The organism is Staphylococcus coagulans, from assembly GCF_002901995.1.
Classification (GTDB): Bacteria; Bacillota; Bacilli; order Staphylococcales; family Staphylococcaceae; genus Staphylococcus; species Staphylococcus coagulans.
Genome location: NZ_PPQN01000014.1, coordinates 56,085 through 72,877, shown reverse-complemented (window position 1 = coordinate 72,877; position 16,793 = coordinate 56,085). Strand labels below are relative to the sequence as shown.

The 16,793-nt window shown below is 35.3% G+C and carries 16 protein-coding genes and 1 other annotated feature; of the genes, 2 read left to right on the top strand and 14 right to left on the bottom strand.

From position 1 onward, the window contains the following. Positions 1-17: 17 nt before the first annotated feature. Positions 18-1,028 (bottom strand): zinc-binding alcohol dehydrogenase family protein, encoded by a 1,011-nt coding sequence (locus tag CD118_RS04140; protein WP_060829559.1) that lies wholly within the window; start codon positions 1,026-1,028, stop codon positions 18-20. 100 nt (positions 1,029-1,128) lie between these two features. Here CD118_RS04140 and CD118_RS04135 point away from each other — a divergent pair, with 100 nt between their 5' ends. Continuing rightward, a complete protein-coding gene (locus CD118_RS04135) occupies positions 1,129-2,118 on the top strand; it encodes an LLM class flavin-dependent oxidoreductase (RefSeq protein WP_103356303.1) in 990 nt (329 codons plus the stop codon). Positions 2,119-2,278: 160 nt separating this feature from the next. Here the strand turns inward: CD118_RS04135 and abc-f are convergent, their stop codons facing one another. Next, the gene (gene abc-f / locus CD118_RS04130; protein ID WP_103356302.1) at positions 2,279-3,913 is read right to left on the bottom strand and encodes a ribosomal protection-like ABC-F family protein; all 1,635 of its coding nucleotides are present in this window, start codon (positions 3,911-3,913) and stop codon (positions 2,279-2,281) included. Between the two features lie 541 nt (positions 3,914-4,454). Here abc-f and CD118_RS04125 point away from each other — a divergent pair. Further along, positions 4,455-5,006, top strand: coding sequence for a cysteine hydrolase family protein (locus CD118_RS04125; RefSeq protein WP_050330287.1), 552 nt, complete (start codon positions 4,455-4,457; stop codon positions 5,004-5,006). A gap of 122 nt (positions 5,007-5,128) precedes the next feature. Here the strand turns inward: CD118_RS04125 and CD118_RS04120 are convergent, their stop codons facing one another. The 12 genes from CD118_RS04120 to rplQ form a co-directional block, all read right to left on the bottom strand. Continuing rightward, positions 5,129-5,875, bottom strand: coding sequence for a MerR family transcriptional regulator (locus tag CD118_RS04120; protein WP_060829556.1), 747 nt, complete (start codon positions 5,873-5,875; stop codon positions 5,129-5,131). Next, a complete protein-coding gene (locus CD118_RS04115; protein ID WP_103356301.1) occupies positions 5,854-6,765 on the bottom strand; it encodes a DUF2268 domain-containing putative Zn-dependent protease in 912 nt (303 codons plus the stop codon). Before CD118_RS04115 ends, CD118_RS04120 begins: the two co-directional genes overlap by 22 nt. A gap of 357 nt (positions 6,766-7,122) precedes the next feature. Then, positions 7,123-8,796: an arginine--tRNA ligase gene (gene argS / locus CD118_RS04110; RefSeq protein ID WP_060829554.1), complete on the bottom strand. Its 1,674-nt coding sequence runs from the start codon at positions 8,794-8,796 to the stop codon at positions 7,123-7,125. 43 nt (positions 8,797-8,839) lie between these two features. After that, positions 8,840-9,053, bottom strand: a binding site (T-box leader). Between the two features lie 137 nt (positions 9,054-9,190). After that, positions 9,191-9,445 carry an aminoglycoside 6-adenylyltransferase gene (locus CD118_RS04105; RefSeq protein WP_060829553.1) on the bottom strand — a complete coding sequence of 85 codons (255 nt, stop codon included), beginning with the start codon at positions 9,443-9,445 and terminating at the stop codon, positions 9,191-9,193. 394 nt (positions 9,446-9,839) lie between these two features. Beyond that, positions 9,840-11,270 carry an ATP-binding protein gene (locus tag CD118_RS04100; protein ID WP_060829552.1) on the bottom strand — a complete coding sequence of 477 codons (1,431 nt, stop codon included), beginning with the start codon at positions 11,268-11,270 and terminating at the stop codon, positions 9,840-9,842. A gap of 277 nt (positions 11,271-11,547) precedes the next feature. Continuing rightward, positions 11,548-11,940, bottom strand: coding sequence for a 30S ribosomal protein S9 (gene rpsI, locus CD118_RS04095; protein WP_016426376.1), 393 nt, complete (start codon positions 11,938-11,940; stop codon positions 11,548-11,550). Positions 11,941-11,959: 19 nt separating this feature from the next. Continuing rightward, complete coding sequence (gene rplM / locus CD118_RS04090) at positions 11,960-12,397, bottom strand: 50S ribosomal protein L13 (RefSeq protein ID WP_016426375.1); 438 nt, start codon at positions 12,395-12,397, stop codon at positions 11,960-11,962. 215 nt (positions 12,398-12,612) lie between these two features. Further along, positions 12,613-13,416: a tRNA pseudouridine(38-40) synthase TruA gene (gene truA / locus CD118_RS04085; RefSeq protein WP_060829551.1), complete on the bottom strand. Its 804-nt coding sequence runs from the start codon at positions 13,414-13,416 to the stop codon at positions 12,613-12,615. A 20-nt stretch (positions 13,417-13,436) separates the two neighbouring features. Beyond that, positions 13,437-14,240, bottom strand: coding sequence for an energy-coupling factor transporter transmembrane component T family protein (locus CD118_RS04080; RefSeq protein WP_050330271.1), 804 nt, complete (start codon positions 14,238-14,240; stop codon positions 13,437-13,439). Then, a complete protein-coding gene (locus CD118_RS04075) occupies positions 14,230-15,096 on the bottom strand; it encodes an energy-coupling factor transporter ATPase (protein WP_060829550.1) in 867 nt (288 codons plus the stop codon). The genes CD118_RS04080 and CD118_RS04075 overlap by 11 nt, the downstream gene beginning before the upstream one ends. Next, the gene (locus CD118_RS04070) at positions 15,093-15,902 is read right to left on the bottom strand and encodes an energy-coupling factor transporter ATPase (protein WP_060829549.1); all 810 of its coding nucleotides are present in this window, start codon (positions 15,900-15,902) and stop codon (positions 15,093-15,095) included. The genes CD118_RS04075 and CD118_RS04070 overlap by 4 nt, the downstream gene beginning before the upstream one ends. A 516-nt stretch (positions 15,903-16,418) precedes the next feature. After that, complete coding sequence (gene rplQ, locus CD118_RS04065; protein WP_016426370.1) at positions 16,419-16,787, bottom strand: 50S ribosomal protein L17; 369 nt, start codon at positions 16,785-16,787, stop codon at positions 16,419-16,421. Positions 16,788-16,793 lie beyond the last annotated feature (6 nt).

Genomic DNA, 16,793 nt, shown 5'->3' with positions numbered 1-16,793 from the left:
TCCCTCTTTCAATGAATTTAATCAGCTATTTTTATAACTAACTTACCGATATGTGCTTGTGATTCCATCTGCTGATGCGCTTTAAATATATTATCGACTGTTAAACCTTTTAAAACATCATTTAGTGTAGACTGATAGACGCCCTGTTCAATCTTTTCTGCGACATCTTTTAGATAAGTTTGATACATCTGTTCTTCCACACCATGTACTGCTCTTGTAAACATAAATTCATGTGTCAAAGTAATACTTTTAGCTTTTAACGCATTTAAATCTTGCTTATTTTGAAAAGCAACTATTGTCGCAATATGCCCCCTAGGTTGAATAAGGTCAATCATTGTGTCGTAGTAACCATCTGTATCATATGTACAGAAAATATAATTTGGCTGCTTAAGTTGTTGCGCCTTAAACTGAGCTTTCAAATCACTTTTATGATTTAAAACAACATCGGCGCCCATTTTTTGAGACCATTCGATTGTTTCCTCGCGTGAAGCTGTTGTAATCACGTTTAGTCCATAAGCTTTTGCAATTTGCGTTGCAATACTACCCACGCCCCCTGCGCCATTAATAATTAACAACGTTTGACCTTTGTTTTTTTCAGTATCTGTGGAAATTCCAAATACATCAAATAACGTTTCATATGCGGTAATCGCTGTGAGTGGTAGTGCCGCTGCTGCCTCGTAAGAGAGATTTTTAGGCATATGCGCAACATATTGTTCATTCATTAATTGATAGGTCTGATTTGAGCCTTCACGTTGATTTGAACCCGAATAGAAAACTTGATCTCCCGGTTTAAAACCTTCCACCGCTGATCCTACTTGTTCTACCACACCTGCTGCATCAAAACCTAATACACGCTCCGATTGATTCAATGCCGTTTGACGCATTTTCGTATCAACAGGATTGACCCCTGTTGCGTACACTTTAATTAAAATATCATGTCCTGTCGGTTCTGGACGTTCACGTGTTACCTTTTCAAAACAATTTCCTTCTGATAAAGAAAAAGCTTTCTTTGCGATAATGGCTTCCATTTCATTCCCTACTTTCTTTTTATTTTTAAGCATTGTACTCGTGTTTATGCTTATTTTGCTTGATAATTGTAGTATAACACGCTTGGAAAGGAAGTCTTATATGCAACTCAGCATTCTAGATTATAGTCCTATTTTTGAAGGACGCACACCGCAAGAAGCACTCAATCATAGTGTTAATCTCGCGCGTTATGCTGAAAAATTGAACTTTCACCGCTATTGGCTAGCTGAGCACCATCAAGTGCATTCCGTCGCATCAACAGCGCCTGAAATTTTAGCAACGATGATTTTAGAACAAACATCACGTATCCATGTTGGCACCGGGGGCATTATGTTGCCACACTACAGTCCATATAAAGTAGCAGAAACTTTTAAAATGCTAGAAGCACGTCACCCTGGACGTGTTGATATAGCACTTGGAAAATCACCTAGTTTTCAAAATGTGTCTCAAGCATTGAATGAAGGCAAACAAACTTTAACAGACTTTGATCAACAATTGATAGATTTAAAAAAGTATTTTAACAATGACACCTCGACCCCACATCGTTTTCAGCATTTAAAAGCAATGCCTATCATTGAAACGCAACCGCAATTTTGCATCTTAGGTACGAGCGAAAACAGTGCAGAACGAGCCGCACAATTAGGAGCTATTTTTGTATTTGGGGCATTCGGGCAAAGAACTGCAGAAAAACAACGTATTGTTCAACATTATCGAAAACAATTTCAACACTATCATCCTGCAGGTCAACCTTATGTCATCGTCTCTACTTTCGTCTTAGCACATGAGGATAGTCAAATCCGTGCACAATTAGAAGACAGTTTGCATTACTGGTTGCAACGTATTCATTATTTAAAACAGCCGAAAACGCTATTAAGTCTAGAAACGATACAACAGAAAAATTGGAGTGAACGTGAACTTGAGAAACGCGCCGAAAACGAAGCTCGTATCATTAGCGGGGATGGGGAAACCGTAGCGCAAGAACTCCACGAATTGCAACGTACATTTGATGCTGATGAACTTTTATTATTTCCTCAACTTTATGGTGAAGAGAATAGAAAACATTGTTTAGCACTCATTGCAAAGCATGTATAACACATCAATAAAAAGGTAATGCTACTCATAACGATAAGCTTTTATCGCTAATGAACACATTACCTTTTTTCATTTCTTAGTGATCTGTTGATTTCCGTTGTGATCTATTTTAATTATCAGATACGTACTAACTTGGGAATATTGAGTCAGAACAGTGTCATCAATTAGATTTTTGTCTTACTTCTGAATTTCTTTTTTGTTTTGCATAACTGTAATGACCCGGATAATAATGAAGTTGTTTATTGTCAATCCAGTACGTTTTTGAAAAATGATTATCCAGAAAATATCGATCGTGTGAAACTGCAATAACAGTGCCATCAAACTCCTCTAAAGCTTCTTCCAATGCTTCTTTGGCATCAATATCTAAGTGATTTGTCGGCTCATCAAGTATGAGCACATTGAATTGTTGAGAAATCATTTGCGCCCATCTTAAACGCATCTTTTCACCACCACTTAAATCTTTTACTTTTTTATAGACATCGTACCCATAAAAAAGATATTTTGCCAGATGGTTTCTCGCTTCTCCTACAGACACATGTGCATATTGTCTAAAAGCCTCAAGTACTGACATCTCTCCAGTATTAAATTGATGTTGGGACAAATAACCAATGCGGTTTGTTTCAGCAATTTGAACATGACCTTCGTCAGGCACAACTTCTTTTAACAACAATTTTAACAGCGTGCTTTTACCTGTTCCATTTGCACCTACAATGGCCACCCTATCATGGCGTCTAATTTTCATATTTACCCCTTCAAATAAGATATCATCATACATTTTAGCAACATCTTTTAAGACAAAGATATCTTTTGAAGCACTTTCTGTTTGGGCGATATCTAATTTCATTTTGTTATGCTCTAATCGAGGCTTGGGTTTGACTTCAATCCGCGCCAGAGCTTTTTCCATGCTTTTTGCACGACGATGCATCGACGCATTGGGTGGCTTCGCTTGGTTCGCCCAAATTTTTAATTGCTTAATTTGGGCTTTCATTTTTTGAATTTTCTTTTGCTGGGTTTGATATGCTTTAAATTCGCTTAAAATACGCTTCTCTTTTTCAATGACGAAATTTGAATAATGACCGGGATATACATATAACTGATGTTGATCAATTTCTAATATTTGAGTGACCGTTTCATCTAGAAAGTAACGATCATGTGAAATTACCATCACGGCACCTTTATATTGTTGGATAAACTTTGTTAGCCATTCTATACTTTCTATGTCTAAATGATTCGTAGGTTCATCAAGCAGTAACAATTCTGGTGATTGGAGTAACAACATCGCTAAACCTACTTTTGTCTGCTCCCCTCCAGATAGATCGGACCATTGTTTCGTTTTAAGGTATGCAATTTTTAAACCGTTGAGCACAAAATCAATTTTGTAATCTCTCTCGTAACCCCCTAAAGTCTCAAATTCATTTTGCAATCGGTCATATTGCTTTAAAATCTGATCGATGTCATCCATTCCTTCAACCATCTTAGCTTCCAGCTGTCTCATTCGTTGTTCGATACCATTTAAAGTGTCGAAAGCTTGATAAAGCTGATTGATTACAATAGCGTCGGGTGGTAGATTTGGAATTTGTGTTAAGAGACCTACTTTGACATCCTTAGCAATACTAATAAAGCCTTCATCTGCTTGCTCTTTTTTAGCTAATAATTTAAATAAAGTCGTTTTCCCTTCACCATTTCGACCTATTAAACCAATTCGATCATTTTTATTCACTTCAAATTTAATATGATCAAAGACTTTATCTCCGGCATATGATTTCGTGAGTTGACTCACATTGACGATATTCATTTTTTATTCCTCCATATCGCTAGAGGAATTTGTGTCAGTATTCCTCTAGAAGATGTATTTGTTTAAAATTAGACAGACTCCACCAATTTTTAACAACAAACGCAAATTTTCCACGTATAATAAGGACAAATCTTACACGCTTCACATCTTCTAAAAACATACTGACACCTCCGTTCATATAATGATATATCTAATTATATTCTAGTTTCACTTGTGTTTCAAATCGCTTATACCTATTTTAACTCAAACAGAATTTTAGCCCCAACCTTATTTTATTGCTATTATGATGAATAAGCGGTGTTGAGACATGATTTCCAATTCTCTACTTAAGTTGAACTTCGTATCATACTTTCAAGCTATTGAATGATTAGATTTCTGAATGAGATTTGTCGTAGAAATTCATTCTCTTTCAGAATCTGTATTTTACGATTATGCCCAATTTCTAAGAAACTCAAAGTGCATATTTAAGCTGGAATGTTTGATGTCTCGGTACACGATGAAAGTGATTTATTATTCTTATTAAGAAGGAGCGTATACGAAAATGACAAAACAAGGTTTACTCATTATAGATGTTCAGAATGACTACTTTGAAAACGGCAAAATGCCTCTCCATAATCCTGATGAGGCATTAGCTCACATTAACTTACTTGAAACATGGTTCCATGAGCATGATTTACCAGTATTTTACATCCAACATATATTTCCTAATGACGACGCTGCATTTTTCGTACATGACACAGAAGGCGTTCAATTACACCCTCAACTTAAGCGTAATGAACAAGACCCGGTGATTACGAAGCAAGCGCCTAACAGTTTCTTTCAAACAAATCTTGCCAATCAATTAGCTGATTATGGTGTCACTGACATAGTCATTACAGGAATGATGACACATTTATGTGTAGACTCAACCACACGTGCTGCTAAAGAACTCGGTTATCCATCCACATTGATTCATGACGCAACAGCAACACGTGCATTACCATTTAATGACCAAACCGTCGCTGCCGAAGACGTTCAAAACGCTTTTATCTCAAGTTTAAGCAACTTTGCTGACATTCAATCGACCGATCAATTTTTAAGCCAACATGAGTAAATAAACCTATAAATCCCAACAAAGTTGACTGGGGCTGTACACACTTGCTTTAGCGTTGAAGAGCCCCTTCATCTATTGCAATTTAGAGATTTAAAGTGCTTTGAAGACTCACATTTTATATCTCAGTTGTTATTTTTAATACATGATTGTGCCAAGTGATAATGAACCGCTTCAACGATAAAGTGAGTCAACTTTGGATGATCAAATTGCTTAAAATAATCTTTAAATCGTTCATCTTGATGATAAGTTGTTGCAATACAGCAGAGTGTCTCATCATCAAAGTCAGCAAAAGTGCGCATGAGATTTTTCCATTCTATTACAACATGATAAACTTCCGTATCGTTGATATCCCGCTCTGATACATGTACAAAAGCTTTAAATATTGTCATCATTTTATCTTTAGACGCGGCACTGCTCATTGATTGATTCCCATTACGTTCGATAAAACTTTGATATGCATGTGTATTACCATATTTTATTTTAGCTTCTTCTTGATATTGAGCTTGTAAGTTATTGTTCAACTCATCAATTTCTAGAACCGGCACGCCCTCTATCCATTTGGACACTGCTTTTTTCGCTTTTTCTAATCTTTCAATTTTTTCATTCAAAATGACCATTTCATCTTTTAATGATGCCATTAAATTTGTTTCGTCCATTGCCATTATTTTAATGATTCTTTTAATACTTACATCCATCGATCTCAGTAATAAAATTTTTTGTAATTGCATTAAATGACGTTGCGTATAGACTCTGTGATGATTTTCATTTTTTTTGGGTGATAATAAACCAATTTCATCATAATAATGTAAAGTCCGCTTCGTTACGCCAGTGATTTTGATGATGTCTTTTATACGATATTCGTATTCCAAAATGATTCCACCTCGTTTAAAATTTCTTGTGCTGACCTCATAGTTGCTTCTTCAATCCCGCAGTTTGTCTTGTCTAAATAAGTTTTAACAAGATAATAACCGCAAGTATAACCTGCTGAGTGAGGTAACCCTACTTGATTGCCACTATATAATTGAGCAATCTCATCCCCGTATAAATAAGGCATTGCTTCAAACATGTTATCAATGTCTAGATGTTTTCCTATGATATTTTTTATTAATGCTTGTGATTGATTCCAATCTATCGCAGTTACCCAAGGTCCTAAATATGATTTCCTATACATGGCCTCAACAAAATTCTCAGCTAAACCTTCAGAAATAATTAATTCTGCAAGAGAGCCACCGTCCCATTGAATGTATTGGTATCTCAAGTTATGATTGAACTCATGTGCAATGGCACTTTTTGTTCGCTTCAAAGTATACGCATTTGGAACTAATGAAAGCCATACATATCCCGGTATTCCGCCTTCTCCTCCATAGTTTTGATTAAGGAACATCGTTGGCTTTTTTTCATCTCCTAATAAGACCGTAAATGTATACTGACTAACCTTTGAATGCATCCCCTTCTTTTCAAAACGCTTCAGTACATCTTCAATCGCACTTTTACAATTATCCCAGAAATCATCATCAAGCATATCCATTTGTTTTTTATAACTCGAATTAAATTCTGTAGGCGAAACATGGGTTTGATTCATCAGCATTAAGGCATCAAAACCTGATGCTGTTGGTTCAAAGGGTATCTGTTGAATTTCAAATTTTTCTCGAAAATGCTTTAATAAATTTTCTCGAAAATAAGCGTCTCTCTGTGCGCGATCTAATTCCAATAATTTCAAATAAATTTTATCAGATTTTATGATATGAATGGGTGGCATTGTTATCCCTCCTTAACCTCAATATAATGGATGACGTAACGTGACGCGCAAGACTTTCAACGTTATTTTTTTATATTTATAAAGTTCTTTTATATTTATGTTTGAGGTTATTCATGATTATATATGGGAACTTTATTTTTTTTAAAACGTGTATAAAAAAAGAAGCGAGTAAGTAAATATTTTTTACTTAGTCACTTCTTTTTTTGATAAGTATATTATTCTTCAACTATATTTGTTTAGCAATATAGAAATATCATGTGTAAAAAAAGAGTATTGATTCATGCTTAGCCAGACAGCATTTGAGCTTTCTTGGGTTTAACGCAATCATTTCATGCAGGACAGAAAATATTGTTAACTTTACAATTCGCGTGGTGATTTAATACCTAATAATCTCAAACCTTCTTCGATAACTGTAGATACTGATAATAAAACGCCGATTCTATCGTTAAGCATCTCTTGATCATCTAATATTCTCACTTTTGCATAGTAAGTATTGAAGCGACGTGCTAACTGCAATAAATATTTAGCAAGTTCAGCTGGCGACTTTCTTTCCATTGCTGATATTAATACTTCATCAAATAAATCTAAAGTTTTAACAATATCCCACGCTTCTTTATCTAAATTTTTTATTTTTAATTTCTCACTTTCTACATTTGCTTTACGAATAATAGCGTGGATTCTGGCGTTGGTATACTGAAGATATAGACACGTATTACCTTCTGGCTTTAACATTTCTTCTAAATTAAATTCGATATCATTCTGACGATCATGCTTCAAGTCATTAAATATAACAGCACCTATGCCTACTTGTTCACTCACTTCATCAATATTTTTCAGCTTTGTTGATTTTTCTTTAATATTAGACTTTGCTAATGCGACTGCCTCATTCAATACATCTTCGAGAAAAATCACTTTATCTTTACGTGTCGACATTTTCTTGCCATCTTTTAAAATCATACCAAAGGAAATATGTTTCATATGGTTTGCCCATTGATACCCCATAAGTTTCAATACTTCTATCAGCTGTTTAAAATGAAGCGATTGCTCATTACCAACAAAGTAATATGAATAAGAAAAATCATACTTTTCCTTTCTATAAATGGCTGTGGCTAAATCTCTCGTTATATAAAGGGTAGAACCATTATTTTTCTTTATTAAAGCTGGAGGCATATCAGAAAGCTTTACAACTTCTGCACCATGATCTAGGACTAATAAGTGTTTTTTCTTCAATAATTCTACAACGCTCTCCATTTTATCATTATAAAAAGCTTCTCCATTATATGAATCAAAAGTGATGTTCAAGCGCTGATATAACTGATTAAAAGCATTTAATGAGACTTCTCTAAACCACTGCCACAACTCAGTATACGCTTGATGATTCTGCTCGAGCATTAAAAATGCATGGCGCCCTTCTTCGTTAAGCTTTTCATCATGCTCAGCCGCTTCATGAAATTTTACATAGAGTTTGAATAATTCAGGAATAGGGTCTGCAGTAACAGCATCCTTATCTCCCCATTTCTGATAAGCTACAATTAGTTTTCCAAACTGCGTCCCCCAATCCCCTAGATGATTGATCTTAACAGGCTGATAATTCAGTTTCTCCATAATAAGTGCCATTGCATTCCCAATTACAGTTGATCTCAAATGTCCCATCGAAAATGGTTTAGCAATATTAGGTGAAGAAATATCCATCGTCACGACTTGTTGTTGACCTATATCCTGCTCGCCAACAGATTCACCTTTTTGTAAAACATCATTAATGACATCCAATCCTACATAGTTTGGAGCAAAAAACACATTTAAATAGCCGTTGATAGCTTGGATTGACTTAATTTCTTTCCTTTCAATATTGTCCTTTAGTTCTTCTGCAATAACTCTAGAATTCTTTTTTAAATGTTTACTTAAAGCAAAACAAGGAAATGAAAAATCGCCTTGTTCTTGATATTTAGGTCGCTCTATTAGTTTTAAAATCTCTTGTACTGTTAAAAACGAGATATGTTCAGATAATATATTAGCTAACAATTGCTTCATTAAAAATCACTCCCTATTAAAATAAAAAAAGTCCACCCCCTATCATAGAGGTGAACTTTACATTCACGGTACCACTCATATTTATGCCTAAAAACATACACTCTCATTGTTAACGATGTGACCACCGAACGTACCTACTTAGGTTCAATACGTTACCCACAAGACGCGCTTCATCAATATAATTTTTGCTATTCTCCCACCCTCAATAGCTCGCTATAAAAAAATATACAATTACTCTTCTTGTGCAAAGTTTGCTTATATAATTTTAATTATAATAACATAAAGCAATTTCTTTATCTAGCCCGTATGGATAATTAGGTATATACATTCATCATACATATATTGTTAGGGTTTCTTTTAGGGCCTCAAGCAAAAAAGATTAAGCAACACGATGCTACTTAACCTCTATAGTATACTCATCAGTCCTATTTGACAGAGGGCCTAATATAGGACCAAACTGCTTGTGCCATTCTTTATCTTTAACAAATTCATTTACATATTCAGTTGCAAAAATAATATCATAATCTTGAAGTCGATCATTCCCACTATAGGGATTAGCTCTTGACCCATTTAGTAAGACGGATACAATACGCTCATCTTGTTTAGCTATATCGAGAATTAGTTTCAATATATCACGAGCATCGCGCATAAGTAATCTCCTTTATTACATTATCTAGTAATTAGATCAATAGTCACATGATTGCATAAACTGAACAGTTTAAGTTATCTTTAAATTACTTCTATAAGTATCCAAATATCACCTAAGTCAATATGATCAGGCTCAACAACCAATTCAAATAAAAAATTTTTAGCATACTCTTCCTTTGTAGCGTTACAGTACTCGAAAGTTTTTTATTTTACTCGAAACTCTTCGAACACCTTGATATTATTGGATTTTCTATATAGCTCAGCCCTCTACCTTTTGAGCTACTCGAAAGTTTTTTATTTTACTCGAAACCCTTCGAACACCTTGATGTTATTGGACTTTCTATATAGCTCAGTACCTTTCCTTTTGAGTTACTCGAAAGTTTACAAATTATTTATCAATCTAATAAGTAATACGTTCTTTTCGGATCATTTTTACTTGATCCATGCGTAGATATGACATTCATTTCTTCTAATTCTTTTAACCTTTTTCTTGCTGTAGGAACAGATCTTTGAATTATCGCAGCAATTTTCGAAGCTGTTAATTCTCCTTGGTTATATAAATGTCTCACAATTAATTCTTGTTGCTCATTTAAGCTATCAAATAACTCAGGCGTGATTATATTGCTTACTCGACCTGTTTCTCTTTCTTTCCTAGCAACAATATTATTCTTCAAAGTCAGCTGAACTGAACTATTATTGGGCTCTGAATAAACAGGATCATCTAGAAAATAGTCTTTCATTTCATCAAATATACGTCCAACACCTTCATTTGATTCTCTAACCCACTTATATTGAGTTAATGCAGCGGCTAATTTAGGATTTCGTGAATACCTTTCTTCTTTAATATTTTCTAAAGTAACAGAAGCAGGAAGTGCACCTGGGCTACTAATTTCTAATCTATCATCAAACATTTTTATTCTAATATGATCACCTTGATTATCATATCTACGATGTATAATCGCATTAATCATCCCCTCAAACCACGCAAATTCAGGATATTCAGGTAGCGTGACAAATTTGCCTTCTTTTCCTAGAAAGGTGTATTCTCGTAATTGAGTATTGATAAAAGCTCTTGCTTCTCTGATTGCTATCGGTAAGGCTTTTTCAAAAGTAATATCTTTAACTACATTAAGTCGAGCACCTGTCTCTTCTTTAGTACCTTCATATCTCATAAATCGAATTCTAGCACTGGGTAAGTAAACATTGATATTATTACTAAATAATAACAAACCAGCTACTGTCAATTTACCTTCACGCATGAAGCCCCTAGCTTTTAATAGTTTTTCGTTTTCTACATTTGTATTAAGTAATTGTTTAAATTCATTTACTAGATTTTCATCCACATCTTCAAAACTCGAGTACTCCACTAATTCTTCTTCAAAGCGACGTGCACCACGATCGTACTCTAAATTTGTAATTTGGTTATGTGTGAGTTTTCTACTCTTATCGTTAATTCTTAAATAAACTGAATCATCCTTTAAAGTGATAATAGCATCATAACTAGGTTCAATATCAAAAACCAAAATTTGATCTAGGGTTCCATCAAGTTTTTTCACGTCTATTAATTCATATGTATATTTAGGTATTCTGTATAAATGTTCAAATGGTGCTTCTATATATAATTCTTTCTTTTTTGCTTTTGCATGATTAAAACCTGAGATCTCTCCATTGTCCTCAATACCAATCACTAATTTGCCACCTTCCGCATTCGCAAACGCACAGATATGCTGAGCAACATCTTTAGGGCTTATTGATGCTCTCTTTCTATCTAACAGTTGCCCCTCAACCTCAGTTTGTAAGAAATGTAGATAATTACTAATAGTCATATTTAAACCTCTCAATCATGCATATTATTGATTTCATTATATCATTCAATCAAATATCAATCGATTAACATTTGCAGCTATACCATCTTTATGAATAAATTATAGAGTAAAAAATATCAATTGACATAGTTACATTAGGTTGAACTTCGCATATTTTACTAAACAAAATAATTCTTTTCTAGATATCGAAATGATAACTAAATATTCCAATAAAAATACAAAAAGCACTCTCCAACAAAAGTTGGAAAGTGCTGTAAATGTTGATATAACAACGATATTAACGTTTTGAGAATTGTGGTGAACGACGTGCTTTTTTAAGACCTGGTTTTTTACGTTCTTTCATACGTGGGTCACGAGTAAGTAATCCAGCACGTTTTAAAGAACCTCTGTATTCAGGATCTGCTTCTAATAATGCACGTGCAATACCGTGACGGATTGCTTGTGCTTGACCAGTGAAACCGCCACCGTGTACATTTACTAAAACGTCATAGTTACCTTTAGTTTCTGTTACATCAAATGGTTGGTTTAAGTCTAAGATTAATGATTCGAATGGTAAGTAGTCGCGTACATCGCGATCGTTCACTTTGATGTTACCTTCACCTGGTACTAAACGTACACGTGCTACTGAGTTTTTACGACGGCCTGTGCCTTTATATTCAACTTGTGCCAATGTAATTTCCTCCTTCTAATTAACCACGTAACTCGTAGTTTTCTGGTTGTTGTGCAGCGTGTGGATGTTCAGCGCCACCATAAACGAATAATTTTTTACCTTGTTTTTCACCTAAACGTGAACTTGGTAACATCCCTTTAATTGCGTTTTCTAATAAACGTTCTGGGTTTGTACGTCTTAATTCACCAGCAGTGATTGATTTTAAACCACCTGGGTGATTTGAGTGACGGTAGTAAATTTTATCGCTTTCTTTTTTACCAGTAAATTCGATTTTTGAAGCGTTAATGATGATAACGTAATCACCACTGTCAACGTGTGGTGTGTAAGTGACTTTATTTTTACCGCGTAAGATAGCTGCGACTTCTGAAGCTAAACGTCCTAAAGTTTGTCCTTCAGCATCAACAACATACCATTTGCGCTCAATGTTTGATTCATTTGCCATAAATGTTTGACGCATAATATTGTCCTCCTAGTGAATAAATCTTTCCTATTTGTCTTTCAGCTGGTTGTGACAGCACAACCTAGAGCGAGATATTTATTCCGTTAACTGTTGTTCTTTCCTGCTTATATATCTTTGTAACACAATAAGTTTCCGGGGCTTATCGTGGGGTGATATAAAACAATACCGTTAACTATCTTATAAGTTTTACGCCTTAATGTCAATGTATTTCATTAAATTTGTGACGATTTTTTCGTATGAATATTAATTGTTTCACCAAAGTCTTTTTTGAGCTGTTCTGGCGATAAATATACCTTTTCTAAATAGAGACCTTCTGCCGGTGCTGTATGTGGTACAAGCGTTCGATCTTTCATTTTAAGAATATGTGGAATATCCTCACCTTGTCGCTTACCTTTTCCGACTTCAAGTAAGTAAGCCATAATGACACGTACCATATTATATAAAAAACCTGACCCTGTAATAATAAAATCTAAGCCATCTTCAGTGACTTCAATGCGACTTTCATAAATCGTACGTGTTTTACTTTCAACTTCAGTCTTTTGAGAACAGAAACTAGTAAAATCATGCGTTCCAATAAAATGACGTGCAGCTGCTTGCATCGCTTCAATATTAAGTGCATGGGCCTCGAGCGTTTTCAAATGCGCGAGAAATGGATTGCGATGTGTATCTTGATAAATAGCGTATCGATAGCGTTTACCTACACAATCATAACGACAGTGAAAATCTGAATCGATTAAAGAGACTTCATGAACATAAATATCATCTGGTAACGCACTATTCATGGCATGTTGCCACTTATTAGGCGTAATATTCAAATCCGTATCGAAATGGAAATACTGTTCTTTTGCATGAACACCACGATCTGTGCGACTTGTAGGGTGAATTCGAACAGGCTTTTGATGCATGCGTTTCAATATTTTTTCAAAATAGCCTTGCACTGTACGACCTTGGTTTTGAATTTGAAAGCCTAAAAATTGTGCCCCATTATAACTGATTTTCACTAACACACGTTGCATAAAATTCTCCTTTTCTCAATCTAAAAATGATGGCCTAACCATATCGAAATGACTGCAATTGGAATGATACTTAGTAAGGCAAGCGTATCTTTAACGTGCCATTCTAGTACACGATAACTTGTTCTCTGCTGATTTGCATCATAGCCTCTCACTTCCATAGCGATAGCCAATTCTTCTGCACGTTGAAAGGCAGAAATAAACAATGGAATCATTAAAGGGATAAACGCCTTAATACGTGCCACAATGGAGCCAGAACTAATATCTGAGCCCCGAGATTTTTGTGATAACACAATTTTATCTAATTCTTCCATCAAAGTAGGAATAAATCGTAGTGCAATAGACATCATCATACTTAACGCAGCTACAGGGACTTTGATATATTTCAACGGTTTAAATAAACGATCAAAAGCTTCTGTAAGGTTTAGAGGACTTGTCGTCAAAGTAAGTAGTGTTGAAATAATCATAATGTAAGCAAGGCGCAGTACAATTAAAATCCCTTCTCTAATTCCATTAGAATCAATAGACAGAATGCCCCATTCAAATAATCGTGTTCCGCCTTTCGTTAAAAACAGATGCATCACTAGTGTTAATAGTAAAAAGATAAAAATTGGAAGTAACCCTTTTAAAAGAAACCCCAGTGGAATACGTGCGGCTTTTAAAATCATTAACAATATGAAAGCAAGCCACAAATAACTATACGGATGGTGACTCAAAAAAATAACAATAATAAATAAAAATACAAAGATGAATTTACCACGTGGGTCTAAGCGATGAACGAAAGTGTCTAATGGTAAGTAACGTCCAATAATCAATTTATCTTTCATGACGTTGCCTCCATTCTTTGAACATCGTAGCAAACGCCTCTTCTGTCATTGCAAGCTGTTCAAATTGAATCCCTAAGCGCGCTTCAATATCTCTTTGTAAACGCACGATATCAGGCAAACAAAGGTGCAAAGCTTGAACGTCTTCAGTACGTGAAAAAAATTGTTGTGGTGTCGTCGATTCAATAAGGCTCCCTTTTTGCATTATTTTAACTTCGTCAGCAAATCGTGCCACATCATTCATATCATGTGTCACTAAAATGACCGTTTTATGCTGTTCCAGTTGCAATTTTTTAAATAACTGCATAACCTGTTCTCGACTGCGTGGATCTAATCCTGCTGTAGGTTCATCTAAAATTAAAATATCAGGATCCATCGTGAGAATTGCAGTGAGTGCGACTTTTCTCATTTGACCGCCTGACAGTAAGAAAGGAGATTGCTTCATTGTGGCTTCTGCATCAAAACCTAACTCTGTTAATAAGCGCATCGCTTTGGCACGCGCTGCTTCAATATCCAGTCCGTAGTTTTGAGGACCAAATAGTACTTCCTTTTCGACTGTCTCTTCAAAAAGTTGTGACTCAGGAAATTGAAACACCATCCCAATTCGTTTTCTAATTGACTTTAATTTTTTATCTTTTGTCTTTGGATTGATGGCGACGTCTAATACTTGCATATGGCCTTGTGTAGGTTTTAAGAGCCCATTGAAATGTTGAATTAAAGTTGATTTCCCTGAGCCTGTTTTTCCAATAATGGCATAATAACGCCCAGGTGAAAATTCAGTTGATATTTGATTGAGTGCTTGATATTCATACGGCGTCTTTTTCTGATACGTGTATGAAACTTCTTCAAATTTAATCATATTAAACGCTCCAATAATCCTTCATAAGTCATAAAACCTGGTTCCATATTTAATAGATTCGCGACACGCATTTCAAATGGCAAGTCTAAGCCAAGTGTCACTAATGACTGCCCGTGTTTAAATATCGAATCTACTGAACCATTTAAATAAACTTCACCTTGGTTCATCACGATTACTTGATCTGAGCTGACAACTTCAGAAAGGTCATGCGTAATCGCAATCACTGTCACCCCTTTTGTTTCGTTCAAGTGTTTGACCATGGCAAGTATGTCACGCTTTCCTTCTGGATCCAACATGGCTGTCGCCTCATCTAAAATAATTAATTGTGGCTCTAATGCAAGGACACCCGCAATCGCAACACGTTGTTTTTGTCCCCCTGACAATGCGGTCGGCTCATGATTTTGCTTGTCATACATATCGACGTCTTTCAAAACAGCTGGCACAATTTGATGCATCTTATCATAAGAAACATTTTTATTTTCTAAGCCGAAAGCAACGTCATATTTCACAGTTGAGCCAACAAACTGATTTTCAGGATTTTGAAATACGATTCCAATATGATGGTCAAAAGCTGGCCGATCTTTGCCTTTAATCGAGATGCCATTGACCTTTATATCTCCAGTAAAATCTTGCTCGATGCCTGTTAGAAGTTTCGCTAAAGTAGATTTTCCTGAGCCATTGTGACCGACAATCGAAACCCAATCACCTTTTTTAACTTTAAATTGAACATCATTCAAAACACGCGGTTGTTGTTCGTCGTATTGAAATGATACATGTTCAAATTCAATCAGGTTTTCGTCTTTCATTCAGCGTCCCTCCATTTGTACTAATACGCTTATTTTACAAAAAAAGACATGATTTGTATATGTATCAAGCCATATAAATAAAGAGCGGAACAGAAATCGAATGGATTTCGTAGTTCCGCTCTTCGCAGAGATGATGCGTTTTTATAAAAAATTGAGTTCACATGCATAAAGCATCGTTTACTCATTTTTATCGTTGATAGTACATGGCGCAGTTATAAACCAAGCATGAACAACTTCTGCTTGGTTTATTCGATGTTAAAATGAATCGCTAAGTATTATGAGTGCACCATTCAGCGACACATACGTGTAAAGAATCTGGATGTGATTCAATAAGATTTGGCGATGTCATCTTGATTTACGACCGATTACACTAAAAAAGCGCGCACCCCATCCTCATTGAGTTCACGCTTTGTCGTCAATATTTAGTTGGATGGGGTACTCTGAGCTAGACAATATTTGTATGTGGCAAACATTATCGTTGCACTCATTTGCTTTAATGTAGTAGTAGTGTATTAATTAAACTAATTCGATAATTACTTTTAATGCGCCATCGCCGTGACGTGGAGCAACTTTAAGAATACGAGTGTAACCACCTTGACGTTCTTCATAACGTTCAGCGATTTCACCGAATAATTTTTGAAGTGCTGTTTGTGTTGTTTCATCTTCGTTTAAGATTTCAACATTACGTAAAGTTTTTGCTGCTTGACGACGAGAAGCCAAGTCACCTTTTTTACCTAAAGTGATCAGTTTTTCAACTACGCTACGAAGTTCTTTCGCACGTGCTTCAGTCGTTTCGATGCGCTCACTTACGATTAATGATGTAGCTAAATCACGTAACATTGCTTTACGTTGATCTGAAGTACGACCTAATTTTCTGTAACCCATGAGTTA

What these genes read in the sequence shown, in the direction of transcription:
- CD118_RS04140 (WP_060829559.1), bottom strand. Translation starts at nt 1,028, where the DNA reads ATGGAAGCCATTATCGCAAAGAAAGCTTTTTCTTTATCAGAAGGAAAT.
- CD118_RS04135 (WP_103356303.1), top strand. Translation starts at nt 1,129, where the DNA reads ATGCAACTCAGCATTCTAGATTATAGTCCTATTTTTGAAGGACGCACA.
- abc-f (WP_103356302.1), bottom strand. Translation starts at nt 3,913, where the DNA reads ATGAATATCGTCAATGTGAGTCAACTCACGAAATCATATGCCGGAGAT.
- CD118_RS04125 (WP_050330287.1), top strand. Translation starts at nt 4,455, where the DNA reads ATGACAAAACAAGGTTTACTCATTATAGATGTTCAGAATGACTACTTT.
- CD118_RS04115 (WP_103356301.1), bottom strand. Translation starts at nt 6,765, where the DNA reads ATGCCACCCATTCATATCATAAAATCTGATAAAATTTATTTGAAATTA.
- argS (WP_060829554.1), bottom strand. Translation starts at nt 8,796, where the DNA reads ATGAAGCAATTGTTAGCTAATATATTATCTGAACATATCTCGTTTTTA.
- CD118_RS04105 (WP_060829553.1), bottom strand. Translation starts at nt 9,445, where the DNA reads ATGCGCGATGCTCGTGATATATTGAAACTAATTCTCGATATAGCTAAA.
- CD118_RS04100 (WP_060829552.1), bottom strand. Translation starts at nt 11,270, where the DNA reads ATGACTATTAGTAATTATCTACATTTCTTACAAACTGAGGTTGAGGGG.
- rplM (WP_016426375.1), bottom strand. Translation starts at nt 12,397, where the DNA reads ATGCGTCAAACATTTATGGCAAATGAATCAAACATTGAGCGCAAATGG.
- truA (WP_060829551.1), bottom strand. Translation starts at nt 13,416, where the DNA reads ATGCAACGTGTGTTAGTGAAAATCAGTTATAATGGGGCACAATTTTTA.
- CD118_RS04080 (WP_050330271.1), bottom strand. Translation starts at nt 14,240, where the DNA reads ATGAAAGATAAATTGATTATTGGACGTTACTTACCATTAGACACTTTC.
- CD118_RS04075 (WP_060829550.1), bottom strand. Translation starts at nt 15,096, where the DNA reads ATGATTAAATTTGAAGAAGTTTCATACACGTATCAGAAAAAGACGCCG.
- CD118_RS04070 (WP_060829549.1), bottom strand. Translation starts at nt 15,902, where the DNA reads ATGAAAGACGAAAACCTGATTGAATTTGAACATGTATCATTTCAATAC.
- rplQ (WP_016426370.1), bottom strand. Translation starts at nt 16,787, where the DNA reads ATGGGTTACAGAAAATTAGGTCGTACTTCAGATCAACGTAAAGCAATG.